Raw genomic sequence first — 26,636 nt, 5'->3', positions numbered from 1 at the left:
CCCTTTTGGGTAATCGCTGGCTTTCCCCGATGCAAGGGGATTCGATGCTGTCGGACGGATGGTGCGCTCAGCGACAAACGATTGTGCGCCCTGATGCAAGACCACGACCCCGGCCAGGTGACAGCCTGACACCCAGCAATCAAGAAGCCGGAAAATCGGCACGCAAAAGGGGGGTACACCATCGTCTGCCTATGGGCGGACCCTTGACGCGTGCGTGGCATTTGCCGGCTGCTCAAGGGAGGAAAAGGACGATGACAACCCGGAAGGTCGATCCCATCACTTTGTCTGTGGTGCGGGGCGTGCTGGAAACGACCCAGCGCGAGATGACGCTGACGCTGGAACAGACGGCGCGGTCGTCGGTGTTCAATCTGGCGCACGACTATTCGACGGCGCTCTTCAATCATACGCCGGAAATGATCCTGCAGGGGCAGGACATCCCGATCCATCTCGGCTCGCTGATCCCGGCGATGAAGTCGGTCGCGAAATTCTTCGACGGCGTCATCCACGAAGGTGATCTGATCCTTCACAACGATCCGGCCTATGGCGGTTCCCACATCATCGACACCTGCATGTACTACCCCGTGTTCTACGAGGGCGAGCTGGTGTTCTGGACGGTCTGCAAGGGCCATCTCACCGACATCGGCGGGCCGGTGCCGGCGGGCTACAACCCGGCAGCGACCGAGATTTTCGCCGAAGGCCTGCGTATTCCGCCCGTAAAACTCTGGGACAAGGGCAAGCCGCGCCATGACGTGATGAACCTGCTTCTGACCAACATGCGTGCCCGGCGCGACCAGGAAGGCGACTTCAACGCCCTGATCGGCGCCTGCCAGGTGGGCGCCCGCGCGCTCACGGGATTGATGGACAAGTACGGCAAGGAGACGGTGCAGGAGTGCATTGCCGAGTTGCTCGATATGGCCGAGGCGCATATGCGCAAGCTGATTTCCAGCGTGCCGGATGGCACCTACAGCGGCACGGCCATCCTCGAGGATGCCGGCCACGGCTTCGGCGATTTCGAGATCACCGCGACCGTTACGGTCACTGGAGACAGCTGCAACATCGCCATCTCCTCGCCGCCGCAGGTGCCCTATTTCATCAACAGCTACGAGGGCAACAGCCACTCGGGCGTCTATCTCGGCCTGATGATGTTCGCCCAACTGCCGCCGCCCTACAACGAGGGGCTCTATCGCTGCGTGACGACCGACATGGGTCCCAAGGGCACGCTGTGCAACGCGAAATCGCCGGCGCCGCACATGAACTGCACCACCACGCCGATGGAAACGCTGACCGACGCCGTCCGCCTCGCCTTCGAGCAGGCCGCCCCCGACAAGGTGTCGGCGAGCTGGGGCCACGCCAACGGCTGTAACATCGCCGGCTGGGACAAGCGCCACGACGAGGAGTACGTCACGATGGTGCTCGCCTCGATCATCTCGGGCGCCGGCGCAACTGCGAGCCAGGACGGCTGGCACGCGTGCGGACCGGAATGCTGCTTCGGTGCGCTCACCTCGGGCGATATCGAGATGCTGGAACACAGTTATCCGATCATCATCCACCGCTACTCGCTGATGGAAGACTCCGGCGGCGCCGGCAAGAACCGCGGCGGCTCCGGCACCTGCTGGGAGGTCGAGCCGCTCGATACGCCGATGACGCTCGTCACCTTCGGCGAGGGTCGTCGCATCCCGGCCATGGGTGCGGCTGGTGCGAAATCCGCCATGGTCGCCCCCAAGGTCGGGCGGCTTGAGATCACCCGCAACGGCGAGACGCAGGTCATCACCGACAACGTGATCGAGACCATCCAGCCCGGCGAGCGCGCCGCCAACCGCAACCCCGGCGGCGGTGGCTTCGGCAATCCGTTCGAACGCGATGTCCAAAGGGTCGTCGACGACGTGCGCAACGGGCTCGTCAGTATCGAGGGCGCCCGGCTCGACTACGGCGTCGTGATCGCCGACGCCGAAACGCTAGACGTCGATCAAGCCGCCACCGCTGCGCTTCGTGCCGCCTGACACAATTCAAAGGATCAAGACAATGCAGAACCAGTATCGCCTTGGCATCGATGCCGGCGGCACCTTCACCGACTTCATTCTGGCCGACCGCAAGGGCGACGTGCGCATCTTCAAGGCGCTCTCCACCCCGCAGGATCCGACGCTGGCGATCCGCAACGGATTGAAGGTGATCGAGGAAGAGACCGGCATCTCTCCGCGCGAGATCGTCTCGAACGCCGACCTATGCATCAACGGCACGACCGTCGGCCTCAACGCGCTGATCACCCATACCGGCGCGAAAACCGGCCTGATCGCCACCATGGGCCATGAGGATTCCATCGAGATCCGGCTTGGCCACAAGGAAGACGGCTATCGCTACGATCCGGAATACCCGCCGGCGACCATGCTCGTGCCGCGCTATCTGCGCCGCGGCGTTCGCGAACGTGTCATCTCGACCGGAGCGGTGCACACGCCGCTGAACGAGGAGGATGTCCGCGAAGCCTGCCGTCACTTCCTGCGCGAAGGGGTCGATTCCGTGGCGATCTCGTTCGTCTGGTCGGTCCTCCACCCAGAGCATGAAGTCCGCGCCGCCAGGATTGTGCGCGAGATGATGCCGGATGTTCGCCTGACCGTCGGCAGCCAGCTCTATCCGCAGGTGCGCGAATACACCCGCACCTCGACGGCGATCGTCAATGCCTATCTCGCCCCCATCCTGCAGCGCTACGTCAACGCGGTGGATCGCTATTTCCGCGAGCTCGGCGCTCGCAATCCCGTGCGTTATTTCCAGTCGAACGGCGGTTTGGCGCTTGGCTCGGTCGTGTCCGACCAGTCGGTCTACGCGATCAATTCTGGTCCCGCCTCCGCGCCGCAGGCTGCCCTCTACATCGGTGACCCGTGGGGCGAGAAGAACATCATTACGGTCGACATGGGCGGCACCTCCTTCGACATCACGCTGACACGCGATGGCCGCGCCAACGTCTCGAAGAACATCGACTTCCTGCGTTACCGCATCGGCATGCCGATGATCCAGGTGGAGACGCTTGGCGCCGGCGGCGGCTCGATTGGCTGGATCGACAGCATGGGCCTGCTGCAGATGGGACCGCAGTCGGCGGGCTCCGAACCCGGCCCCGCCTGCTATGACCAGGGCGGCCAGAAGCCGACGACGACCGATGCCAATCTGGTCCTCGGCTATCTCAATCCCGACGGTCTCGTTGGCGGACGTCTGCCGCTCAACATCGCCAAGGCGCGCGAGGCAATCCAGACGCACCTCGCCGATCCGCTCGGCCTAACCGTCGAGCAGGCCGCCTTCGGCATGTTCACCATCGTCAACAACAACATGGTCAACGCCATTCGCCGTGTGTCCGTCGAGCGTGGCTATGATCCGCGCGATTTCGTGCTGAACTGCGCCGGCGGTGCGACCGGCGCACATATCACCGCGCTCGCCCGCGAAATGGGTATCCGCAAGGTGCTGATCTCCAAGCTCGCCTCGGGTCTTTGCGCCTTCGGGCAGATCATTTCGGACGTGAAGTACAACTATATGGCCCCGGTCGCCGCCCGCCTCGAAGGCGCGGAGACCGCTTCCCGGCTCGATGGCCTGTTCAAGGAACTGGAAGCCCGCGGCGTCAAGGACCTCAGGGAAGACAGCTTCACCGAGGATCGCATCAGCATTCGCCGCTCGCTCGACATGCGCTATGTCGGGCAGGTGCATGAATGCACCGTCTATGTCGACCCGTTCGACATCGACGAGGCGGCGCTCGAGCGGCTCAAGGCGGCGTTCCATGCCCGCCACGAGGAGCTCTACACCTACTGCGAACCGCAGAGCGCCGTCGAAGTGGTCAATGTCGAAAGTGCCATCTCGGGGCGTGTGGACCGGCCGAACCGCATGAGCATCGCGGCCGGCAACGGTGCCCACTCGGCTCTGAAGGGCACGCGCGAAATGATCTTCCTCGCCTCGGGCGTCGCTCACGAGACGCCGGTCTACGACGGGGCGTTGCTCGGCGCGGGCGACGAGATCACGGGGCCGGCCGTCATTCAGGAAGTGACCACGACGCTGGTGATCGAACCGGGCTGGATCGCTCGTCTCGACGAAACTGGCACCTATGTCGTCACCCTGACGGACGAGGGCTGAACCCATGGCGGGATTGGCGTTGGACACGGTGGGGGTCGCCTTTGGCGGCTTCCACGCCCTGAGCGGGGTCAGCCTGTCTCTGGAACCAGGACAGGTTCTGGGGCTGATCGGCCCCAATGGCGCGGGCAAGACCACCTGCGTCAACGTTCTGACCGGGTTCCAGCGTCCCGGCACTGGCCGGGTGCTTCTGTCCGGCCGCGACGTGTCCGGCCTGAGCGCCCATGCGCTTCGCCGCCTCGGCGTGGCGCGCACCTTCCAGGCCGGGCGCCTGTTCACCGGCCTCGACGTTCTGGACAACCTCGCGGTGACCGGGGTCGGTCTCGGTAGCTCCCGTCATGCCGCAGAGGACGAGGCCTTGCGGCTCCTGCAATGGATGGGGCTGGAGCCGCTGCAAAGTCGCTCCGCTGCCGGTCTGCCCTATACCGACGAGCGACGGGTGGCGATTGCTCGCGCGCTGATGTTCCGTCCCGATTTCCTCCTGCTCGATGAGCCGGCGGCGGGCATGTCGGAACCAGAGGCGGCCGATCTCGCCAACCTAATTCGCCGAATCGCTTCCGAACTCGGCATCGGCGTGCTGCTCATCGAACACAATGTCGGGCTGGTGCTGTCGGTTTGCGCCCATGTCGTGGTTCTCGACGGTGGCCGGGTCATCGAGGCGGGCGACCGTAGGCGCATCCTGGCAAGCACCGCCGTGCGCGAAGCCTATCTCGGCGCCGAACATAAGGACGCGGCGTGATGTCAAAGCTCGGCGTGTTCGATCTCTCCGTTCGCTACGGCAAGCTTGTGGCCCTGAACGAGGTGTCGTTTCAGGTGGCCGAAGGTGAGCGTGTGTTCATCTCCGGCCCGAATGGCGCTGGAAAATCCTCCCTGCTCGGCGCGATCTCCGGCGCGGTCCGAGCGGCCCACGGCCGGATCGAGATGGATGGCGACATTCTCTCCGGCCGTGCGCCGGAGGCGATCGCCCGGCGAGGGCTATCGATGGTTCCCGAAGGTCGGCGCATTTTCCGGGCGCTGACCGTGCAGGAAAACCTGATGGTTGGTACCGGGCTCAGGCGCGACCGAAACGCCGTGCCGAACGACCTTGCGGCGATCTATGACGCCTTCCCGATCCTCGGCGAACGCCGTCACGCCAATGCTGGCGCGCTTTCGGGTGGCCAGCAACAGATGCTGGCGATCGGCCGCGCATTGATGACCAATCCGAAGCTGATGCTGGTCGACGAGCCGTCGCTCGGCCTCGCACCGAAGGTGGTTGACGAGGTCTACGAACGCCTCGTGCAGCTCCAGGCGCAGCGCGGCCTGACGCTGGTGATCGTGGAGCAGAGTTCGACCCGCGCCGCCCGGGTCGGCGGCCGGATGATCCTGATGCGTGGCGGCCGCATCGTCGCCGATGGCGACGCGGGGGCCTTTGCAGCCGAGGATCTGCTGACGGAAGCCTATTTCGGCCAGGAGAGCGCCGCATGAGCCTGCAACTCGCTTTCGACGCGCTGGCGCTCGGCGGCATCTACGCCGTCGCCGCCCTCGGCATCGCCATGATCTTCGGCGTGATGAAGCTCGTGAACTTCGCCCACGGCCAGTTCATCGCCTTCGCCGTGTTCGCGCTGATCGTGCCGTCGACGGATGCGACGGCGGTGATGGGGTTGGGCCGTGCACCCGCCCTGGTGCTCGTACCGGCTATTCTTCTGGTCGGAGCGGCGCTGGCTGTCGCGTCCGAGTTCGTCGTCTTCCGCCCGCTGCGCAACGCCAACCCGGTCGCATTGATGGTCGCCAGCTTCGCGCTTGGCGTGGTGATCCAGAGCGGTCTTCTCGCCGCTTATGGCGGGCGTCCGAAATCCGTCAGCCTGTGGCCGGAACTCGGCAGCCCCGTCGCCGTGCAAGGCGCGCAGGTGCCGCTCTTGCAGATCATCGTCATCGGCGCCGTGCTGATCGTGCTGGGCCTGCTCGCTGTGATGCTGAAGAAGAGCCGGATCGGGCTCGAGATGCGCGCGGCTGCGGAGGATTTCGGCATGGCGCGTTTGCTCGGCGTGCCGGCGAACGTGGTGATTTCCTGCGCTTTCGCGGTATCGGGCGCGCTTGCCGCGGCGGTGGCGCTGGTGCTGGTGGCGCAGACCGGCGTGGCCGATGTGCGCATGGGCGGGCAGATCATGCTCGTCGCCTTCATCGCAACGGTCGTGGGCGGTATGGGCAGCCTGCCGGGCGCGGTTGCCGCGGGGTTTGCGATCGGCGCTGCCTCGGTGCTGCTGCAGGCGGCACTGCCGGTCGAAGCCCGGCCCTTCCGCGATGCCTTCCTGTTCGGGCTGGTCATCCTTGTTCTGCTCGTCCGGCCGCAGGGGCTGTTTGCCTCCGCCGCCGCCAAACCGAGAGTCTGAACCCATGAGCGCACCTATGACTGATCATCGCGCCCGCCGGATCGCGGCCCGCACCACGCCGGTCCTGCTTTGCCTGCTGCTGCTTGCCTTCGTTCTTGTCGCAACCGGTCTCGGCGACCGCGCCATGGGACGGATGGCGGCGGAAACCCTGATCCGGGTGACGCTGGTAGTGGGCTTTTGGATCTTCGCCGGCAATTCCGGCGTCATCAGCTTCGGCCATGCCGCCTTCGCCTGCGTCGGCGCCTATGTGTCCGCCTGGCTGACATTGAACCCGCAGATGAAGTCGCTGCTTCTGACCGGGCTGCCGGAATGGCTGGCGCAGGCCCATTGGCCCGTGCTGCCGGCAGCGCTGGCTGGGGGCGCGGTCGCCGCCCTTCTGGCGCTTGTCACGGGAGCGGCCATCCTGCGGCTCTCCGGCATCGCCGCGTCGATCGCAACTTTCGCCTTCCTGGCGATGATCAACACCATCTGGGCCAACTGGACGCCGGTGACCGGCGGCACGTCCTCCGTCGTCGGCCTCGCCCGCTACACGAACTCGTGGGTGGCGCTCGGCTGGGCATGCGCGGCAATCGTTGCGGCGGCCGTCTACGGCGCTTCGGCGTCGGGCCTTGCACTCCGCGCAAGCCGCGAGGACGAGGTCGCAGCCTCGGCGAGCGGCATCGACCGTTATCGTCATCGGCTGCTGGCATTTACGATTTCCGCCTTCTTCTGCGGTATCGGCGGGGCGCTGCTCGGCCATTTCATCGGCGTTCTCAACCCCGATAGCTTCTATCTGAGCCTGACGTTCCTGATGCTGGCGATGCTGGTGGTCGGCGGCATCGGCAGCCTGTCGGGTGCCGTCGTGGGCGTCCTGGTCGTGTCGCTCGCCGTCGAGGCGCTGGTGCGGCTGGAAAAGGGCTTCACCATCGGCAGCGCCCAGTTCTCGCTTCCCGCGGGCTCGCAGGAAATCCTGATCGGCATCGCCATGATCGTCGTCCTGGTCTTTCGGCCGGCCGGCCTGATGGCGGGGCGCGAATTGGCGCTGCCCGCCCGGTGGATCGGAGGACGCCGGCGGGAGGCGCGTCGCTGACAACAAACAATACCGAAATCAACATGTCCTGGAGGAGACAGTAATGATAAAGGGAACAAGACTGACAACCGCCATGCTGGCCGGCGTTCTGGCCGCATCGTCGGCTTACGCTGACGACATCCACGTGGGCTTCGCCGTCGCGAAATCCGGCTGGATGGAGGCCTACGACACACCGGCGGCCACCGCCGCAAAGATCCGCATCAACGAGATCAACGCTGCCGGCGGCCTGCTCGGCAAGCAGATCAAGTGGACCGAGGCCGACACGCGCACCGATCGCGCGGAAGCGTCCAAGGCCGGGCTGCAATTGCTCGACGAGGGTGCCCAGATGATGGTCGTCTCGTGCGACTACGATTTCGGCGCACCGTCGGCTCTCGTTGCCGAGGGCGAAGGCATGAACTCCTTCTTCCTGTGCGCCGAGGATGTGAAGGCCGGTATTCAGGGCGTCGGCCCCAACAGCTTCTCCTCGTCCGTTCTTGCTCCGGTGCAGGGCGCGACGATGGCGGAATGGGCCTACAAGAAGCGCGAGGCCCGCGAGGCCTATGTGCTGCTCGACACTTTCATCGAATACAACAAGGGCATCTGCACCGGCTTCGACTGGATGTTCCCGCGTCTCGATGGCGCGAAGATCGTCGGCACCGACACGTTCAAGAACGACGACGCGTCGATTGCCAGCCAGATCACCCGCATCAAGGCCCTTCCCGAGGAGCCCGACGTCATCATGCTGTGCTCGGTGATGCCGGGCGCTGCGGCCGCAGTCCGCCAGATCCGCGCGGCCGGCATCAACTCGCTCATCCTCAACGGCTCTGCGGTCGACGGCTCCTACTGGCTCGACGCGACGCCGGGTCTGTCTGGCTTCGTCGTGCCGGTACAAGGCTCGATCTATGGCGACGACCCGCGCCCCGAGGTTGAGGCCTTCAACAAGGCCTATGAGAAGGTCGCCGGAGCGCGGCCGGCCAGTTCCTACGCCTATCCCGGCTATGTGCTGATCGATCTCTGGGCCAAAGCCGTCGAGCGCGCTGGAACGGTCGACGGAGCGGCGGTCACGGCGGAGCTGGAAAAGATGGCCGATGAGCCCACCGCGTTCGGCCCCCGAACCTTCACCGGCGAACTGCACCACCAGAATACCGCGCTGATGCAGATCATCGAGATCACTGGCGGCAAGCCGGCGCGGGTCGACGAGTGGCGGATCAGCGAGGCGGTCCCGCTGGATACGCTTCTGAAGTAGGCGCTCGTATAGGAGCGTCTCAACTGTGGTCCGCGGGGCGTACACGCCGCGTTCGCCTCGCGGCCACTCTTGGCGTCTTGATGCAAGCATGTGGAAGAGCCGCACACAGCGGTTGATACAGCCGCCGGCCGATTTCAGTTTCCGTGGTCATGCGCTATCCAGACGAAAGGCGCATTACGGAGAGAGCGGGATGGCTATAGCGGATGTCCAGATCGGAGAAAGCTGGAGGGCGCCGCTCTCGGTGGAGTTCGACAGCCCCTACATGGCGGGACTGAAGAGTTTTCTTGTCCGCGAGAAGGAACAGGGCAAACGCATCTTTCCGAAGGGCACCGAATATTTTCGCGCACTCGACCTGACGCCGCTGGATGACGTCAAGGTCGTGATCCTCGGCCAGGACCCATACCATGGGGAAGGCCAGGCGCACGGGCTTTGCTTCAGCGTGCTGCCGGGGGTGCGCATCCCGCCGTCACTCGTCAATATCTACAAGGAGATCGAGGCCGACCTCGGCATTGCACGTCCGCGCCACGGTTTCCTCGAACACTGGGCACGGCAGGGCGTGCTCCTGCTCAACAGCGTGCTGACGGTGGAGATGGGCCGCGCCGCCTCGCATCAGGGGCAGGGCTGGGAGCGCTTCACCGACGCCGTGATCCGCGCGGTGAACGAGAGCGACATCCCGGTGGTCTTCATGCTCTGGGGTTCCTATGCCCAGAAGAAGGCTGCTTTCGTCGATCAGAACAGGCATCTTGTGCTGTGGGCGCCGCATCCCTCGCCGCTCTCTGCCCACAGCGGCTTCCTCGGTTGCCGGCATTTTTCCAAGGCGAACGCGTTTCTGGAAAATCGAGGGCGTCAGCCGATCGACTGGCGTCTTCCCGTCAATCCGGAATAGGCGTCAAGCGGGGCGTGAGAGCGTCTCGGCGAGCAGTGCCAGTACCGCTTCCGCGTCGATGCTGATGCAGGCGTGCTGGCTTGGCAGATCGTCCCAGTTGCCGGGCGGGAAGGCACGACCATCCGGCTTCTGGATCGTCTGGCCATCAGCAATGCCGCCGGCGACGACGCGGATCGCGCCGGAGCGGGTGGTGAACAGTTCGGGCGTGACGAGATAGACACAGGCGCAGCTGTCGTGCACGACCATGCCGTCTTTCACGTGGCGGCCGTAGAAGTCGATGTAGAGCTGCGAGATATCGGAAAGCAGCTTTGCGCGCGCACCGCCTTTCTCGACGATCTTGTCGAGCAGCGTGCGCGTCATCACCGTCTTCATCGTCACGTCGAGACCGACGACAGTGACTTTCCACGGCGCGGTCATCACCACATCGGCCGCTTCCGGATCGCCGTGGATGTTTGCTTCGGCTGCGGGCGTGATGTTGCCGGGCACGTCGAAGGCGCCGCCCATGATGATCACCTGCTTTACCAGGGCGGCAATGCCGGGATCTTCTTTCAGCGCAAAGGCGAGGTTCGACATGCGGCCGACGGCGATCAGCGTCACCTCGCCGGGGTTTGCCCGCACGGTGTCGATGATGAAGCGGTGGGCAGGACGCGGATCAATCGGCAGGTCGATGGTTTCCGGTACGTCGATGTTGCCGAGCCCGTCATGGCCGTGGATCATCACTGGCCAGTCGGTCGGGTTGCGCATCGGATTGAAGGCCTTACCGTCGCCCTTGACGACGGGTGCCGGAATGTCCCATTCCCGTTTCAGGAACAGCGCGTTGCGCGTCGTCGTCTCGACGGAGGCATTACCGAAGACGGTGGTGATGCCGATCAGGTCGATCTCAGGGTGCTGGTGCAGGAACAGCAGCGCCATGGCATCGTCGATGCCGGGATCGGTGTCGAATATGACCTTGTGCATGGAAGCGATCCTCTTGGTTCGGGCGCGGCCTACTGGAACCGGCGGATCGAGAAGGCGTCGAGTTCCGGGCTGGCTTGGCCGGCGAAAAGATCGGCCACATGGCGGCCGGTCGTGGCCGAGAACGTCAGGCCGAGATGGCCGTGCCCAAAGGCAAAGGCGATGCGCGGATCGCCCGGGTGCAGGCCAATGACGGGTACGGAGTCTGGCGTCGAGGGCCGGCGACCCATCCATTCGGTGCCGCCTTCTTCCGGCAGATCCGGCACGTAGCGGCGCATCTTCTTGCGCATGGCGGCGGCGCGCGCATAGTTCGCCGAGGCGTCGGGTTTTGCCAATTCGACCGCGCCGCCGACGCGCAGCATGTTTTCGAACGGCGTGGCAACGAAACCATGCTCCTCAAAGAACACCGGCATTTCCAACGACACCCGCGGGTTGACGAAAGTGGTGTTGTAGCCGCGCTCGGTCTCGAGCAGCACGTGAAGACCGACCCGCTCGACGAGCGGCTTGGACCAGACGCCGGCAGCGACGACAACCTTGTCGAAGAGATGGGTGTTCTGCGCCTCGGTGCGCACCGATATGCCCTGGTCGCTCCACGCGATCGAGGAGACTGCGGCATCAATAAAGGCGGCGCGTTCGCGGATCGAAGCCTGGAGCCGGCGTAGGAAGGTGAGGGGATACTCGAAGGTCTGGTATCCTTCGTTGAAGACGGCGCCGGCAAAATTGCCCTGCAATGCCGGGACGCGGCGGCGCGCCTCCGTCGCATCGAGTTTTTCGACAGCGAAGCCGCCGAGGAGCCGCGCATTTTCCACTGCGCTGGCGAAGGCCCGGTCGCGGGCGGTTTCGGTGTCGAAGATCTTCAGGGCGCCGGTCTTGCGGATGTGGCCGGTGATGCCAGCCATTTTCGCCATCGCGCCGTGATCGGCCGCTGCGGTCTGCATCAGGAAGGTCAGTGCCTGGCGGGATCGCTCGACCTGCGCCGGCCGGGACGCGAGCAGAAGGCGCGTCAGCCAGGGCATGAGCGAGGGAAGGTCCCTCCAGCGCACGGTCAATGGCCCAAGCGGATCTAGAAGCCATTTCGGTGCGGCCAGTAACATGCCGGGGTGGGCGATCGGATTGATCCCGGGAATGCCAAGAAGGCCGGCATTGCCGACGGAGGCCGGCAGGCCACCCGCGTCGCGCTCGATGACCGTCACCTGGTGGCCCCGGTCGAGAAGATGAAGCGCTGTGGCGCAGCCGATGATGCCGCCGCCGACGATGCCGATATGTGCCATGCCAGTCCTGCTAAGTCCGCGCGGTGGCGCGCCTGAAGTGGCGACCACCCTCCTGATTGGCGCGGACGATAGACGGAAAAGAAAAGCCTGTCGACCGCGCCCGGACCTGCCGCGCACAACTTGGGCCTGACGGCGCGATGCCCTGTGGGGAGATCGTTTGCGCCGTCAGCGGCCTGTAGTTTGCCCTGAAGCCCCTCTCGCAGTCTCCCGGTTGCGCAGGGCCTGGATGATGAAGGCGACGATGAAGAGAACCGTCATAAGGACGACGATCGTGGGGGCGGGGGCGCTGTCGAGGAAGAAGCTGAGATAGATGCCCGCAAGCGAGGCACCGACAGCGATAGTGACCGCGGTTGCCAGCATGGTTCCGAATCGCCGCGTCAATAGGGCCGCGATCGCGCCTGGGGCCACGAGCATGGCGACCGACAGAATGATGCCGACCGCCTTGAGCGCGCCGACGACCACCAGCGAAAGGACGGCGAGCAGGCCGTAATGCAGCAGGCGGACGGGCAGGCCGATCGCCGCGGCATGCTGTCGGTCGAAGGTCTGCACCAGTAGGTCCTTGCGGAAAAACAGGATGAAGGCGGCGCAGGCCAGCGCAATCAACGTGGTTTCAAGCAAGTCGGACGCCGCAATCCCCAGCATGTCGCCGAAGAGGATGTGGTCGAGGTGGACATCGGTTTCGATCGCCACATAGAGCACGATGCCGAGCCCGAACATGCCGGAGAAGACGATGCCGAGCACCGTGTCCTCCTTCACCCGGCTGTTGTTGCGGATGTAGCCGGCGGCCAGCGCGCAGAAGAGGCCGGCGACGAAGGCGCCGACGGCAAAGGGCAGGCCGATCACATAGGCGATGACGACCCCCGGCAGCACAGCATGGGAAACGGCGTCGCCCATCAGCGACCAGCCCTTCAGCACAAGATAGCAGGAGAGCAGCGCCATCGGCACGGCGATCATCAGCGTCACGGCAAAGGCGTATTGCATGAAGCCGAGGCGGAAGGGCATCAGGGCGAGGTCGAGGAAGTCGCTCATGCCGCGCCTCCCCTCTGCTCGATCGCAAGCCTTCCCTTGCGCCGAAGCGCGAGCATGCCGTGCTTCGGGGCGAAGAGGAAGGCAGTGAGGAAGGTCAGCGTCTGCAGCACGACGATGATGCCGCCTGTTGCCCCGTCGAGGAAATAGGAAATGTAGGCCCCCGCGAAGCTTGTGCCTGCGCCAAGCAAAGCGGCAATGACGATCAGGCGCTGGAAGCGGTCAGTCAAAAGATAGGCGGTGGCGCCGGGGGTCACGACCATGGCGATGACGAGGAAGGCGCCGACCGTCTGCATGGCAGCGACCGTGGAGGCCGAAAGCAGCGTGAAGAACAACAGCTTCAGCGCCAGCGGCTTGAGCCCGATCGAGCGGGCATGGTTCTCGTCGAAGAACGTGACCATCAGGTCCTTCCACTTCACAAGCAGGATCAGCAGCGTCACGCCGCCGATGATGGCAAGCTGCAGCGTGTCGGAGGGCGTGATGGCAAGAATGTTGCCGAGCACTATCGTCTGGATGTTCACCGAGGTCGGCGAAAGCGAGACCATGAACAGGCCGACGCTGAAAAAGGAGGTGAAGATCATGCCGATGATCGCATCTTCCTTCAGCTTGGTGCGGTGATTGAGGAACAGCATGGCGCCGGCGGCAAGCCCGCCGGACAGGAAGGCACCGGCCGAGAACGGCAGGCCGAGCATGTAGGCGCCGGCGACGCCGGGCACGATCGAATGCGAGAGCGCGTCGCCGATCAGCGACCAGCCCTTCAGCATCAGGTAGGCGGAGAGGAAGCCACAGACGCAGCCAACGAGCGCGCTGACCCACATGGCGTTGACCATGTAGTCGTAGCCGAATGGTTCGAGAAGGGTGCTCACCGTTCCGCCTTCTCCGGTTCCGCCGGCGTATTCTTCTTCTCGGCGTAGATGACGAAGGGCCGCTCGTCGTCGGTGATGACCTTGACCTGGCGCGGATCCTCGTCTTCGTGCAGGTCGTGACCGGCCAGGATGAAATGGCGCAGGACGCCGCCGAAGGCGCGTTCGAGGTTGGCCTCGTTGAAGGTTTCGGCTGTCGGGCCGGAGGCGATCACCGTGCCCTTGACGAAGACGGTGCGGTCGCAGAAATCCGGAACGCTGCCGAGATTGTGGGTGGAGACCAGCATGACGCGGCCTTCGTCGCGCAGCGTGCCGAGAAGTTGGATGATCTGCTCCTCCGTGGTGACGTCGACGCCGGTAAACGGCTCGTCCAGCAGGATAACCTGCCCTTCCTGGGCGAGCGCGCGGGCGAGGAAGACGCGCTTGCGCTGCCCGCCGGAGAGCTCGCCGATCTGGCGCTTACGGAAGTCGCTCATGTTGACCCGAGCGAGGGCCTCCGAGACCATTTCGTGGTCGCGCTTCGTCGGGATGCGCAGCCAGTTCATGTGGCCGTAGCGCCCCATCATCACGACGTCCTCGACGAGAACGGGGAAGGTCCAGTCGACCTCTTCGGCTTGCGGCACATAGGCCACGAGGTTTTTCTTCAGCGCCTCGCGCACCGGCATGCCGAGGATCGTCACCTTGCCGCCGGCCAGCGGCACGAAACCCATGATCGACTTGAACAGCGTGGACTTGCCGCTGCCGTTGACGCCGACGAGCGCGGTGATTGTGCCCCTCGGCACAGAGAAACTCGCGTGCTTCAGCGCGGTCACGCCGGTGCGGTAGGTGACCGTGACGTCCTCCGCGACGATACCGTCGGCCGGTTTTTTTCTGCCTCCCATCATCATTGCGAGAGGCCTTTCACAATTGTCTCGGAGGTCACGCGCAGAAGGTCGAGATAGGTCGGCACCGGGCCGTCGGCCTCGCTGAGGCTGTCGACATAGAGCACACCGCCGTAGGCTGCACCGGTTTCGGCAGCCACCTGCCGGGCCGGCTTGTCGGAGACGGTGCTTTCGGAGAAGACGACGTGGATGTTGTGCTCGCGCACCGCGTCGATCACCGCCTTCACCTGCTTTGGCGTGCCCTGCTGGTCGGCGTTGATCGGCCAGAGGAAGAGTTCCTTCAGACCGAAATCGCGGGTGAGATAGGAAAACGCGCCCTCGCTGGTGACGAGCCATCGCTTGTCTTCCGGCAGCTTGCCGAGTTCGGCCTTGATCTCACCGGAGAGCGCCTTGATCTTCTCGCCATAGGCCTTGGCATTCGCCCCGTAGATGGCGGCGTTGTCCGGATCGATCGCGGCAAGCGCCTTGCGGATATTTTCGACATAGATCAGCGCGTTGTCCGGCGACATCCAGGCGTGCGGGTTCGGCTTGCCGGAATAAGGCCCCTCGGCGATGCCCATCGGCGTGACGCCGTCCGAGACGACGGCGCTCGGCACGTCACTGAGATTGGCCAGGAATTTTTCGAACCAGCGCTCGAGGTTGAGCCCGTTCCAGAGCACCAGTGTCGCGTCCTGAGCCTTGAGGATATCGCGCGGCGTCGGCTGGTAGTTGTGAATCTCGGCGCCCGGCTTGGTGATCGATTCCACGACTGCGGCGTCACCGGCGACGTTTCGGGCCATGTCGGCGATGATGGTGAAGGTCGTGATGACTTTGGGTTTTTCCTGCGCCGCAACCGCTGCGCTCCCTCCGAACGTTACGAGCGCTGCGAGGAGGGTTGTCTTAACAAGGCCAAGAATCATGCGAAATCCCAATACGCTTTTGCAAATGAGTTGCAATAAAATATAGACGGCAAAATTCCGCTGTCAATGCAATTGCAAATCATTCGCAAGGGCGATGCCGCCGCGCGTGCGTCCTCAGCGCCACGACGCGTTAACCATTCGAAGCAACAATGAAGCCTCGCCGCCGGATATCGGCCTCGTTAAGCCATTCGTTAAGATTTCGGCAACGCCCGCCGCCCTAGGGTGCTTTGAGGTCTTGCGTACGCGCTCGAGCCTTGCGTTTTCACTATAAAGAGTTGTGCTTCACGGTGAAGTTCCTCCCCTCGAAACTGCGCCTGCCGAAGAAGGTGCTGATCCTCCTTACCGGTGTGGTCGTGCTGACTGGCGCATCGGGTGCGGTGGCCGCGTTTGTCGGCCGCGACGCGATCCTCGGACCGCGCCCGGAGAAAATCTCCGGCGTTGCCTGCACAAACGTCCTCACGGTGCGCCAGGAACAGGACGGCCAGCAGTGGATAAGGCACTACATCAGGGCGAAGGCCGAAGACGGTGACGTGCGGGTCAGGACGGCGCTGCGGGTTGCAGGTGCGCTTTCCAACAGGGAGAAGGCGGATCTCTATCAGGTCGTGCTGCTTGACGAGGCCGGTCCTGCTCAGCGGGCGGACATGCGAGGTCGCGCGATCGGCGCGGAAGTGTTGTTCTCACGCGATCCCGGCAAGATTTCCGGCATGACGGCGCCGTTCCAGGCGAGTTATGCCGAAGGCACGGCCGCTACGAACGGCGAGTTCTACGGCGAGCGCAAGGCGCTCGACCTCGATGAAATCAAGGGCATCGTCACGGCGATGGTGGAACGCACCGATTGCGTCGATCCGCCGCCGGAGGGCGAGGAAACGACGGCCGGTGCTCAGGGTGGCGAGACCGCCGAAAAACACGCCGCCGCGTCCGCTGATGCAGGCTCGCACGAGGTCGCGGCGAGCGCGCACTGACGCTCAAGCTTGACGAAAGCCATTACTCTCCGTCATGCCGGCCTTGAGCCGGCATCCAGCCGCCGCGCGCTGCGCGGCGAAAAGATTCAACATTTTGGCGTTTTCAGGGCCGCAGACGCGGCGCTGCTGGACCCCGGCTCAAGGCGGGGCGATGGAAGCAAATGTCGGAACTTAGTCGTTCTTCGCCCGGCGGGCCGGGAAGAGGATGACGTCGCGGATCGACGGTGCGTTGGTCAGAAGCATGATCAGGCGATCGACACCGATGCCGAGGCCGCCGGCCGGCGGCATGCCCTGGTCGATCGCGTCGAGGAACTCGTCGTCAAGCTGCTTGGCCTTCTCGCCGCGCGCATGCGCCTGCTCCAGCTGCTCGACCATGCGGGCGCGCTGCTCTTCCGGATCGTTCAGTTCGGAAAACGCATTGCCGAGTTCCCAGGTGTTGCAGTAGGTCTCGAAGCGCTCGACGAGGCGCGGCTCGCCCGGCACTTCCTTGGCGAAGGGCGAGATGTCCTTCGGGAAGTGGGTGACGTGGGCCGGCTGGATCAGCGTCGGCTCGACCTTCTCCTCGAAGATGAAGGCGAGGCACTCGCCCCAGGTCCAGTCCTTCTCGACTTCGAAGCCGGCGGCCTTGGCGGCGGCGCGGGCTTCCTCGTCGGTCTTGATCGACAGGAAGTCGATGCCGGTCGCTTCCTTGACGGCGTCGGGCATCGGTACGCGGCGGAAAGGACCCTTGAAGGAGATTTCCTTGTCGCCGTAGGCAAACTCGGTCGAGCCGTGGACCTTGATCGCAAGTTCGGCGAACAGCCGCTCCACGAGGTCCATGACGTCCTCGTAGTCGGCATAGGCCCAGTAGCACTCCATCATGGTGAATTCAGGGTTGTGCCGGGTCGAGACGCCTTCGTTGCGGAAATTGCGGTTGATCTCGAACACCTTGTCGGTCAGGCCGGAGACCAGCGTGCGCTTCAGGTACAGCTCCGGCGCGATGCGCAGGAACATGTCGAGCTTCAGCGTGTTGTGGTGGGTCTTGAAGGGCTCGGCCGTCGCGCCGCCATAGACCGAGTGCAGCATCGGCGTCTCGACTTCCATGAAGCCGTCGTTCTCCATGAAGCGGCGGATACCGGAGACGATCTGCGAGCGCTGCTGGAAGCGAAGCTTGGATTCCTCGTTGGTCATGATGTCGAGGTGGCGCTTGCGGTAGCGGATCTCGACGTCGGAAACGCCGTGCCACTTCTCCGGCATCGGCAGCAGCGACTTCGTCAGCATGGTGATCTGCTGCGCGTTGATCGTCAGCTCGCCGCGCTTGGTGCGGCGGACGACGCCGGTCACGCCGATGATGTCGCCGATATCGACCATCGGCAGCAGCGCGCGCGCTTCGTCGGGCGTCGTGTCCTTGTGGCTGAAGATCTGCACCTTGCCGGAGGCGTCATGGATGTCCATGAACATGCCCGAGTTGCGCGAGGAGTAGACGCGGCCGGCAACGGTGACAACGTCGCCGCTCTCGGTATCCGGCTCCAGGTTTTCGTATTTTTGCGCCAAATCCGCATTGGTGATCGTGCGATGGAAATGGGCCGGGTAGACGTCGCCGATCTGCTCGCGCAGAAGCTCGAGCTTCTGGCGGCGCACTTCGGTGGCGTCGGAGGACAGGGCGGTTTCGGTCTTGTTGTCGGTCATCGTTCTGTCCTTACTTTCCGCTGCCAGCCATCGAAGCCACGACCTGGGCGGCGACCTTCAGGCGCTGGCGCACGACCGAGCGGCCGAGGATGGCCATGGAATCAAAGAGGGGCAACGAGCGCGACGAGCCGGAGACGGCGACGAACAGCGGCGCCAGCACGACCTTCAGCTTCTTGCCCATGCGGTCGGCGATCGCGCGCAGTTCCGCTTCGATGCTTTCCACGTTCCACTCGAAGATCTTCTCCAGGTCCGGCTGGACCGTGTTGAGGATCTCCAGGATTTCTTCCGGCGTCGACTTCACCTTGGCGAAAGCCTCGGGCGTCAGGCCGAGGTCCGACTTCAGCAGGAAGCCGGCAAGATCCGGCAGCTCGCCGAGCTTGGTGATGCGCGACTGCGACAGCTTCAGGCCTTCCTTCAGCCGGTCGTTCTCCATCGCCCAGGTCAGCACCCGGGCTGCGAATTCCTCTTCCGAGAGCTTTTCGCGGAGCCAGCGGCCGTTCAGCCAGTCGAGCTTCTGGATGTCGAAGATCGCGCCGGACTTAGACAGGTTGTCGGGATCGAACTTTGCGGCAAGCTCGTCCATCGTCATCAGTTCCTCGCCTTCGGCGATCTGGATGAAGAACAGGCCGAGGAAGTTCATCAGCGCCTCCGGCATGTAGCCGAGCGCAGTGTAGTAGGAAATCGAGGTCGGGTTCTTGCGCTTCGACAGCTTCGATTTGTCGGCGTTGCGCATCAGCGACAGGTGCATGAACACCGGCGGCTCGAGGCCGAGATACTGGTAGATCAGGATGTGCTTCGGTACCGAGGCCAGCCACTCCTCGCCGCGGGCGACGTGGGTGATCTTCATCAGATGGTCGTCGACGACGTTGGCCATGTGATAGGTCGGCATGCCGTCGGCCTTGAGCAGGACCTGCATGTCCACCGACTCCCACGGGATTTCGACCTCACCGTAGACGCCGTCGACGAACTTGCAGGAACCCTCGGTCGGGATCTTCATGCGTACGACATGCGGCTCGCCGGCTTCGACGCGCTTGGTCACTTCCTCGGCCGTCAAGTTGAGGCAGAGGCCGTCATACTTCGGCTGCTTGCCTTCGGCGCGCTGCGCCTCGCGCATCCGCTCCAGCCGCTCGGGCGTGCAGAAGCAGCGGAAGCCGTGGCCGTTCGCCTCGATCTTGCGGACGTAGTCGAGATAGATGTGCTTGCGGTCGGACTGGCGGTAGGGACCATAGAGGCCGCCGACGTCAGGGCCTTCCGCCCATTCCAGGCCGCACCATTTCAGCGCGTCCAGCACCTTCGTTTCGAATTCCGGGGTCGAGCGGGTCGCGTCCGTGTCCTCGATGCGCAGGATGAACGTCCCGTTGTGCTTCTTGGCGAACAGGTAGTTGAACAGCGCAATGTAGGCGGTGCCGACATGCGGCTCGCCGGTGGGGGAGGGGGCGATGCGGACGCGTACGGGGGCGTTGGTTGCGGAGGTGTTCATGTGTCTTCGGCCCGGTCGAATGCTGTGATGCCGTTCGCCGGAGGAATTCCCGCGTGATCGGCTCATGCTTTATGGGAGGGAAAGCCCGATTTGCCGCCAAAATTGCGGCGAAGGCGGAGTTTTCCATTTGGCAGGGGTGAGACCATATTCGATCCGGCGCGTCAAGGGATTGTGGCCAAGGGAGTGTCGCCTCTTCTAGCGTACGGGCCAGACGTAGAGCAGGGACGGTACGCTGACGACGATGATCAGTAGCGACAGCGGCAGGCCGAGGCGCGGGTAGTCACTGAAGCGATAGCCGCCCGGACCGAAGACGAGCGTATTGCATTGATGCCCGATCGGGGTGAGGAAATCGCAGCCGGCGCCTATGGCCACTGCCATCAAAAAGGCTTCCGGCCGGTAGTCGAGTGCTGCGGCGAAGCTGACGGCGATCGGCGCCATCACCAGCACGGTGGCGGCATTGTTGAGGAACGGGGTCACGGCCATCGCGGTCACGACAATCAGCGCGAGTGCACCGTAGGCCGGCATGCCCGAGGCGATGCTGCCAAGCCAGCCGGCGATCAGTTCGCTGCCGCCGGTGGTCCTCAGCGTGTCCGAGACGGGGATGAGGGCTGCGAGCATGATGAGGATCGGCCCGTCTACCGCCCGGTAAGCGTCAGCAAGCGGGATCACGCGGAAAAGCAGCATGGCGATCGCGGCGGCGAAGAAAGCGGTCGCGACCGGCACCGCTCCCGTCGCGCTCGCGAGCATGGCCGCGGCCAGGATGATGACCGGCACCATCGCGCGCCGCCTTGTGCCGAGCAGGATTTCGCGCTGGGCCAGCGGCAGAAGGCCCAGTTCCTGCAGGGTAGCGGGCAGCGTTTTCATTCCGCCCTGCACCATCAACACGTCGCCGGGGTCGAGCCTCACCTCGCTCAGACGCTCCGTCAGCCGCTTTCCCTGCCGGCTGACGGCGAGCAGGTTGATGCCATAGCTGTGGAACAGTGCCAGCCGCCGGGCCGACAGTCCGACCAGGCGGGAGTCGTTTGCGACGACCGCCTCGATGGCTGCGATCTCCTCGCCAGGTGCCGGTATCTCCTTGATCGGCTTGCCCGAAAGTTCGAGGCCCGCGGCTGACGTGACCCGATCGAGCGCGATCGGCGTTCCTTCCAGCAGGATCGTGTCGCCGACCTGAACGGTCACGTCCGGCAGCGGCGCCATGTGGCGACCATTGCGGATGATCGCCGTGGCGGCGATGTCGCCTTCGCCGGGCTTGAGGACGGCGTTCAGCAACTTGCCGACCGCGCTGGATTTCTCCGTCACGGTGGCGTCGGAGGAATAGGTGGCGAAGTCGAGTGCTTCGTCAAGCGACGGATTCTGGTTGACCCGCAGCGGCACGAGGCGATTGAAGGCGAGGAGGAAAAGGCCGCCGGTGACGGTCAGAATGCCGCCGACGGGGGTGAAATCGAACATGGTGAAGCTGTTGCCGGTGATTTCCTCGCGCATGCGCGAGACGACGATGTTCGGCGAGGTACCGATCTGCGTCATCAGCCCGCCGAGAAGTGCGGCAAAAGCCATCGGCATGAGGTAGCGGGATACAGCCACGCCGGACCGTCGGGAGAATTGGAAGGCCATTGGCATCATGATGGCGAGCGCACCGATGTTCTTGATGAAGGCCGACATGACCGCAACTGAGATCAAGAGCAGCGCCATCTGCGGTGTGAAGGAGGACAGGCTCGGAAAGAAGCGCTGTACGGCCGTGTTGATGATGCCGGAGCGGGCAACGCCGGCGCTGACCACCAGCGCGCTGCCGACGATAATGACGATGTCGTCGCTGAAACCCGAAAAGGCCTTGTCGTAGGGGACGATTCCGACGGCGATCGACACAAGGAGGGCGAGACAAGCGACGATGTCGTAGCGCACCCGATCCCAGATGAAGCCGGCCATCATTAAGACGATCACCGAAAACGCCAGGATCTGCTGTGTCGTCATGGGGCTCCCCGATCATCCGCGATCCGGTGCAGACTTGCAGACGTCCATGGAAAATTCCAGCCAGAACGAAAGGTTCCGGAACTTTTCGGATTTATCACGGTTCTCGATTTAAGAGGCGTGGCCGTGCCAACCGGACATGACGGAGATGGAGAATGCGGGGATTTTTCCGGTTTCTCCCAGCAGCCAACGAAAGGGCAGTCGAGCACCTTACCCGTCCGGCCCGCGCCTCCGCCACTCACTGAGCTTCCCAACGACTAAGGCCGGCGATTTGGATCGCCGGCCTCTATTCAGTTCATCGAAGGCTATCGCTTCACGTCATCAATGCAGCGTCTGAGCTTCAGCCTTCTTCCGCAGCCGTGCATTGCGCGAGAACATGTTGAGCACTTCGACCAGCGCCGAAAACGCCATGGCGGCGTAGACGTAGCCCTTGGGAACATGGAAGCCCATGCCTTCGGCGATCAGCGTCGTGCCGATCATCAAGAGGAAGGCGAGCGCCAGCATGACGATGGTCGGGTTCCTCTCGATGAAGTTGGCAAGCGGGGTAGCTGCCAGCAGCATCACCGCGACCGCGACGACGACGGCGACGACCATGATCGGCAGGTGCGGCGTCATGCCGACGGCGGTGATGATGCTGTCGACGGAAAAGACGAGGTCGAGCAGCAGGATCTGGCCGATCGACGCGCCGAACGAGACGGCTGCCGCGCTGGTGGCAAAGAAGTCCTCGCTGTGATCGGCGGGATCGACATTGTGGTGGATCTCCTTCGTCGCCTTCCAGACGAGGAACAGACCGCCGGCGATCAGGATCATGTCCTTCCAGGAGAAGCCGTGGCCGAAGGCCTCGAACACAGGCGTCGTCAGCTTGACGATCCAGGCGATCGTGCCGAGCAATGCCAGCCGCATGACCAGTGCCAGCCCGATGCCGATACGGCGGGCGGCTACGCGATTTTCCGGCGGCAGCTTGTTTGTCAGAATCGAGATGAAGATCAGGTTGTCGATGCCGAGCACGACCTCCATGACGATCAGCGTCACAAGGGCAATCCAGGCTTCAGGGCTCTGCATCAGGACAAGAATGCTGTCCATCCAATCTTCCTCTCCGGTTCGGAACGTTATTGACGTCCGTATGTATGGAGAATCAGTGGTGTTACAAGGCAGCGGTTGCAGCGAAAACGCGAAAAAGCTTGCCACCGGGCGCATTTATCTGCGGAGCGGCAGTTGGATTTCAATCGGCGGAGTGTCATTGACGAAGGCCGCCGCCCTTGCGCTCGCGAGCGGAAGGAGCTTCGGTCCGTTCAGTCCCGTAGGCCGCGAGGAAAACCTTGATGCCGCTGTTGACGATCCGTTCGATCTCTTCGGCTGGCGGCGGCGTGTCCATCGTGCCGAAGAGGCGATACTTGAACATGCCGACCGTTGCCAGTTCCAGGAACTGCCTGGCTGCGAGCTCGGTGTCATCGATGGCAAGCGCGCCGAGAGCGACCTGACGGTCCATGAAGCCTTTCAGCACCGAAACCGGGTTCATCGGCGTTGCCGAAAGGAAGGTGCAGGCAAGCGCGGGCATGCGCTGGTTTACGGCAATGACCATGCGCATCGCCTTGATCGTGTATTCCGCCGTCAAATGCTTGGCGAAGAGAACGCCAAAGTTATGCAGGGCCTCTCTGACCGTCACATCTGCGTCGAGGGCATGACGCGCAGACTCGGTGATCCGGTATCGCTCGCGCTGGATGAGCTCGGCGAACAGGTCTTCCTTGTTCTCGAAGTACACGTAGATCGTGCCCTTGGAGACACCGGCCGCCCGGGTAATGTCGTTCATGCTCGCGGCGTCGAAGCCCTGTTCCATGAAGACGCGCTTGGCACCGTCGAGAATCTGCTCGCGCTTGACCGGGTCCTCGCCGGCAGCACGCCGTCCGGGTGGGACGCTGGGGCATGTCTCGTCGCAGGCTTCCGTTAACTTAGTCTCCATCGCGCCTTGCAGAATTTCCTCTTGTCTCATGCTTTTCGAACCGCGCGGTTCGATTTCATCTTGATATGGATCAGATTTGGTATTATGTCAAATCGAACTGAACGGTTCAGTTCGATATTTTCCCTAGCCTAGCGCCAGTTTCGGGTAGACACATGTCAGTCTCTAAGACTTCGAGCAATGCCAAGGTTCGTCCGGTCGATGACGATTTCGTCGCAGACGCGCAGCCGGTGGCCGAGGCGCCTTCGGCGCCCGCACCCCTTGAAGCGGCGCCTGCGGCGGCACCCGCTGGGAAGGTTGGCGGCAAGCGCCGCGTCGTGCCCGTCCTGATCATGGCGCTTCTCGCTGGCGGCGGCTGGTACGGCTACGAATGGTTTACGAACGGCCGTTTTATGGTTTCCACCGATGACGCCTACATCGAGGGTGACATTGCGACGATATCACCGAAGGTGACCGGCTATGTCGCCAAAGTGCATGTTGCCGCGAACCAGGCAGTCAAGGCAGGCGATGTGCTGGTGACGCTGGATGACGGCGACTATGCAAACGCGCTGGCGCAGACGAAGGCCCAGATCGGCACGGCCGAGCTCTCGCTGCATCGTATCGATGCCCAGATCGACGGCGCCAAGGCCAGCCTTGCCCAGGCGGAAGCGCAGAAGACGGCCCTTCAGGCAGCCGTGCGCGGTGCCGAGATCAACCAGGGCCGTGCAAGCACGCTGCAGTCCAAGGCCGTAGGCACGGCCGCCGATCTCGATACCGCCAATGTCGCACTCGACCAGGCACGAGCCAATCTTGCGGGCGGCGAGGCGACGATCGTTTCTGCCAAGGCCAACGTCGCGCTCCTTGAAGCGCAGCGCAAGGAAACCGAAGGTACGATCCGTACGCTGGAGCTCCAGCGCGACAAGGCCGCGCGCGACCTTTCTTTCACAGCGCTGAAGGCGCCCTATGACGGTGTGGTCGGCAATCGCGCGGTTCAGGTCGGCGATCTCGTATCGCCGGGCCAGCGGCTGATGGCGCTGGTGCCGACGCGCGAACTCTATATCGAGGCGAATTTCAAAGAGACGCAGATCGAGCATCTGGTTCCCGGCTCCAAGGTCGGCGTTCATGTCGATGCCTATGACGACGACCCGATTGTCGGCACGGTGGAATCGATCTCTCCGGCATCTGGTTCGGTCTTCTCGCTGCTGCCGCCGGAAAACGCGACTGGCAATTTCACCAAGGTTATCCAGCGCGTGCCTGTGCGCATCGCGTTGCCCAAGGAAGCGCTCGACAGCGGACGTCTCAGGGCGGGCCTGAGCGTTGTCGTCGATGTCGATACCCGCACGGCACCCGAGGCAGGCGCCGCAGCGGCAAAGTGAATGCTGCGCGCCTCGGCGGGGCGCGCGGCGTTCTCTCAATCTCAACACCATGATCTCCAGGGCGTGTCCGCGCCTGGGTGACGTTTGACGCCGGAGCCGGCCATGTCTGCCACAACTGCCCTACAAGGCACGCCTGCACGGCCGGCGCCTCCCGCGACCGACGCCATGGACCCGAAGCGGCTGATCGCCTTCTTCGCCATGGTGGTTGGCATGTTCATGGCGATCCTCGACATCCAGGTCGTGTCGGCCTCGCTTTCCGAGATCCAGGCGGGCCTGAGCGCCGGCTCGGACGAGATCGCCTGGGTGCAGACGTCCTATCTGATCGCCGAAGTGATCATGATCCCGCTTTCGGGCACGCTCGCCCGGATCATCTCCACCCGCTACCTGTTCACCATTTCGGCTGCCGGCTTCACGCTTGCCAGCATTCTTTGCGCGACCGCGACGAACATCGAGCAGATGATCGTTTACCGCGCGATTCAGGGGTTTATTGGCGGCGGCATGATCCCGTCCGTCTTCGCAGCCGCCTTCACCATCTTCCCGCCGTCGAAGCGTCCGATCGTCAGCCCGATCATCGGCCTGATCGCGACGCTCGCGCCCACCATCGGCCCGACTGTCGGCGGCTATCTCAGCCATGCCTTCTCCTGGCACTGGCTGTTTCTGATCAACGTCATCCCCGGCATCATCGTCACCATCCTCGCGTGGAACTTCATCGATTTCGACAGGCCGCAGCTGTCGCTGATGAAGAAATTCGACTGGTGGGGCCTTCTCGCCATGGCCGTCTTCCTGGGATCGCTCGAATACGTGCTCGAAGAGGGCAATGCCAAGGATTGGTTCAATGACGAGCACATCGTCATGGGCACTGTCGCCTCGGTCACCGGCGCGATCTTCTTCTTCTACCGTGCCTTCAAGGTCGAGTTTCCAGTGGTGGACCTGCGGGCCTTCTCCAACCGGAACTTCGCCTTCGGCTCGATGTTCTCGTTCATCATGGGTATCGGACTTTACGGCCTGACCTATCTTTACCCGGTCTATCTCAGCCATATCCGCGGCTACGATTCCCTGATGATCGGCGAGACGATGTTCGTTTCCGGCCTTGCGATGTTCTTCACCGCGCCGGTTGCCGGCATGCTGTCGAGCAGGCTGGATCCCCGCGTGCTGATGGCGATCGGCTTCATCTCCTTCGGCACCGGAACCTACATCATGACCGGGCTGACGGCGGATTGGGACTTTTACGAACTGTTCATTCCGCAGATCCTGCGCGGCGTCGGGTTGATGCTGTGCATGGTGCCGATCAACAATATCGCGCTCGGCACGCTGCCGCCGGCCCGCATCCCCAATGCCTCCGGCCTTTACAATCTGACGCGAAACCTCGGCGGCGCCGTCGGCCTTGCGGTCATCAACTCGATGCTGACCACACGGCAGGACGTTCACTTCATGCGGCTGCGCGAGCACATCGACTGGGGCAACCCTGCTGCGGTCGAGCAGTTGAAGAACATGACTGCGAACTATTCCGCGCACGGACTCGATGGGGCGACGGTCGCGATCAAGCAGATGGTCGGGCTGGTCCAGCGGCAGGCGATGATCATGTCGTTCAGCGACGTGTTCCTGTGCCTGACCCTGCTGTTCGCCGGCATGCTCGCCTGCGTCGTGATGATCAAGAAGCCCGAGGCCCGCGCAGGCGGTGGTGGCGGCGGGCACTGATCGG

22 protein-coding genes are annotated in these 26,636 nt (G+C 63.7%); 11 read left to right on the top strand and 11 right to left on the bottom strand.

Annotated elements, in window-relative coordinates:
• The first annotated feature begins 251 nt into the window (after positions 1-251).
• The 8 genes from IB238_RS13490 (at position 252) to ung (ending at position 9,653) form a co-directional block, all read left to right on the top strand.
• Entirely contained in the window at positions 252-2,000 is a 1,749-nt protein-coding gene (locus IB238_RS13490; RefSeq protein WP_192247002.1) for a hydantoinase B/oxoprolinase family protein, read from the top strand.
• Positions 2,001-2,022: 22 nt separating this feature from the next.
• Positions 2,023-4,107 carry a hydantoinase/oxoprolinase family protein gene (locus IB238_RS13485; protein WP_192247000.1) on the top strand — a complete coding sequence of 695 codons (2,085 nt, stop codon included), beginning with the start codon at positions 2,023-2,025 and terminating at the stop codon, positions 4,105-4,107.
• Between the two features lie 4 nt (positions 4,108-4,111).
• On the top strand, positions 4,112-4,843 hold the full coding sequence (locus IB238_RS13480) for an ABC transporter ATP-binding protein (RefSeq protein ID WP_192246998.1): 732 nt from the start codon (positions 4,112-4,114) through the stop codon (positions 4,841-4,843).
• Positions 4,843-5,568 carry an ABC transporter ATP-binding protein gene (locus tag IB238_RS13475; RefSeq protein WP_192246996.1) on the top strand — a complete coding sequence of 242 codons (726 nt, stop codon included), beginning with the start codon at positions 4,843-4,845 and terminating at the stop codon, positions 5,566-5,568. Before IB238_RS13480 ends, IB238_RS13475 begins: the two co-directional genes overlap by 1 nt.
• Positions 5,565-6,473 (top strand): branched-chain amino acid ABC transporter permease, encoded by a 909-nt coding sequence (locus IB238_RS13470; RefSeq protein ID WP_192246994.1) that lies wholly within the window; start codon positions 5,565-5,567, stop codon positions 6,471-6,473. The genes IB238_RS13475 and IB238_RS13470 overlap by 4 nt, the downstream gene beginning before the upstream one ends.
• 16 nt (positions 6,474-6,489) lie before the next feature.
• Entirely contained in the window at positions 6,490-7,542 is a 1,053-nt protein-coding gene (locus IB238_RS13465) for a branched-chain amino acid ABC transporter permease (protein WP_192246992.1), read from the top strand.
• 43 nt (positions 7,543-7,585) lie between these two features.
• Positions 7,586-8,767, top strand: a complete 1,182-nt coding sequence (locus IB238_RS13460) for an ABC transporter substrate-binding protein (protein WP_210333487.1) — start codon at positions 7,586-7,588, stop codon at positions 8,765-8,767.
• 190 nt (positions 8,768-8,957) lie between these two features.
• Positions 8,958-9,653, top strand: coding sequence for a uracil-DNA glycosylase (ung, locus tag IB238_RS13455; protein WP_192246990.1), 696 nt, complete (start codon positions 8,958-8,960; stop codon positions 9,651-9,653).
• A 3-nt stretch (positions 9,654-9,656) separates the two neighbouring features.
• On the opposite strand, the gene IB238_RS13450 is transcribed toward ung, so the two are convergent.
• The 6 genes from IB238_RS13450 to IB238_RS13425 all read right to left on the bottom strand — a co-directional run bounded on the left by IB238_RS13450 (position 9,657) and on the right by IB238_RS13425 (position 15,547).
• Positions 9,657-10,610, bottom strand: a complete 954-nt coding sequence (locus IB238_RS13450; protein WP_192246988.1) for a nucleoside hydrolase — start codon at positions 10,608-10,610, stop codon at positions 9,657-9,659.
• 29 nt (positions 10,611-10,639) lie between these two features.
• Positions 10,640-11,878, bottom strand: a complete 1,239-nt coding sequence (locus IB238_RS13445; protein WP_192246986.1) for an FAD-binding oxidoreductase — start codon at positions 11,876-11,878, stop codon at positions 10,640-10,642.
• A gap of 165 nt (positions 11,879-12,043) precedes the next feature.
• Complete coding sequence (locus tag IB238_RS13440) at positions 12,044-12,907, bottom strand: metal ABC transporter permease (RefSeq protein ID WP_192246984.1); 864 nt, start codon at positions 12,905-12,907, stop codon at positions 12,044-12,046.
• Positions 12,904-13,734: a metal ABC transporter permease gene (locus IB238_RS13435; protein WP_210333577.1), complete on the bottom strand. Its 831-nt coding sequence runs from the start codon at positions 13,732-13,734 to the stop codon at positions 12,904-12,906. The genes IB238_RS13440 and IB238_RS13435 overlap by 4 nt, the downstream gene beginning before the upstream one ends.
• Before the next feature lie 32 nt (positions 13,735-13,766).
• On the bottom strand, positions 13,767-14,648 hold the full coding sequence (locus IB238_RS13430; protein WP_192246980.1) for a manganese/iron ABC transporter ATP-binding protein: 882 nt from the start codon (positions 14,646-14,648) through the stop codon (positions 13,767-13,769).
• A gap of 2 nt (positions 14,649-14,650) precedes the next feature.
• Positions 14,651-15,547, bottom strand: a complete 897-nt coding sequence (locus IB238_RS13425) for a metal ABC transporter substrate-binding protein (RefSeq protein ID WP_192246978.1) — start codon at positions 15,545-15,547, stop codon at positions 14,651-14,653.
• Positions 15,548-15,834: 287 nt separating this feature from the next.
• Between IB238_RS13425 and IB238_RS13420 the strand changes: the two genes are divergently transcribed.
• On the top strand, positions 15,835-16,509 hold the full coding sequence (locus IB238_RS13420) for a hypothetical protein (RefSeq protein ID WP_192246976.1): 675 nt from the start codon (positions 15,835-15,837) through the stop codon (positions 16,507-16,509).
• Between the two features lie 171 nt (positions 16,510-16,680).
• Here IB238_RS13420 and lysS read toward each other — a convergent pair whose 3' ends face one another.
• The 5 genes from lysS to IB238_RS13395 all read right to left on the bottom strand — a co-directional run bounded on the left by lysS (position 16,681) and on the right by IB238_RS13395 (position 23,582).
• Complete coding sequence (lysS, locus tag IB238_RS13415) at positions 16,681-18,177, bottom strand: lysine--tRNA ligase (protein WP_192246974.1); 1,497 nt, start codon at positions 18,175-18,177, stop codon at positions 16,681-16,683.
• 10 nt (positions 18,178-18,187) lie between these two features.
• Entirely contained in the window at positions 18,188-19,657 is a 1,470-nt protein-coding gene (gltX, locus tag IB238_RS13410; protein ID WP_192246972.1) for a glutamate--tRNA ligase, read from the bottom strand.
• Positions 19,658-19,852: 195 nt separating this feature from the next.
• Positions 19,853-21,625, bottom strand: a complete 1,773-nt coding sequence (locus IB238_RS13405) for an SLC13 family permease (RefSeq protein WP_192246970.1) — start codon at positions 21,623-21,625, stop codon at positions 19,853-19,855.
• 318 nt (positions 21,626-21,943) lie between these two features.
• Positions 21,944-22,705: a TerC family protein gene (locus tag IB238_RS13400; RefSeq protein WP_192246968.1), complete on the bottom strand. Its 762-nt coding sequence runs from the start codon at positions 22,703-22,705 to the stop codon at positions 21,944-21,946.
• 154 nt (positions 22,706-22,859) lie between these two features.
• Positions 22,860-23,582 carry a TetR/AcrR family transcriptional regulator gene (locus IB238_RS13395; protein ID WP_246723544.1) on the bottom strand — a complete coding sequence of 241 codons (723 nt, stop codon included), beginning with the start codon at positions 23,580-23,582 and terminating at the stop codon, positions 22,860-22,862.
• A 152-nt stretch (positions 23,583-23,734) separates the two neighbouring features.
• Between IB238_RS13395 and IB238_RS13390 the strand changes: the two genes are divergently transcribed.
• Together IB238_RS13390 and IB238_RS13385 are read left to right on the top strand one after the other, a co-directional pair.
• Complete coding sequence (locus IB238_RS13390) at positions 23,735-24,934, top strand: HlyD family secretion protein (RefSeq protein WP_192246964.1); 1,200 nt, start codon at positions 23,735-23,737, stop codon at positions 24,932-24,934.
• A gap of 165 nt (positions 24,935-25,099) precedes the next feature.
• The gene (locus tag IB238_RS13385) at positions 25,100-26,632 is read left to right on the top strand and encodes a DHA2 family efflux MFS transporter permease subunit (RefSeq protein ID WP_246723657.1); all 1,533 of its coding nucleotides are present in this window, start codon (positions 25,100-25,102) and stop codon (positions 26,630-26,632) included.
• The last annotated feature ends 4 nt before the right edge of the window (positions 26,633-26,636 follow it).

Origin of the sequence: Rhizobium sp. ARZ01 (assembly GCF_014851675.1) — a bacterium.
In the GTDB taxonomy this organism is placed as follows: domain Bacteria; phylum Pseudomonadota; class Alphaproteobacteria; order Rhizobiales; family Rhizobiaceae; genus Mycoplana.
This window is presented reverse-complemented; position numbering and strand designations above follow the sequence as displayed.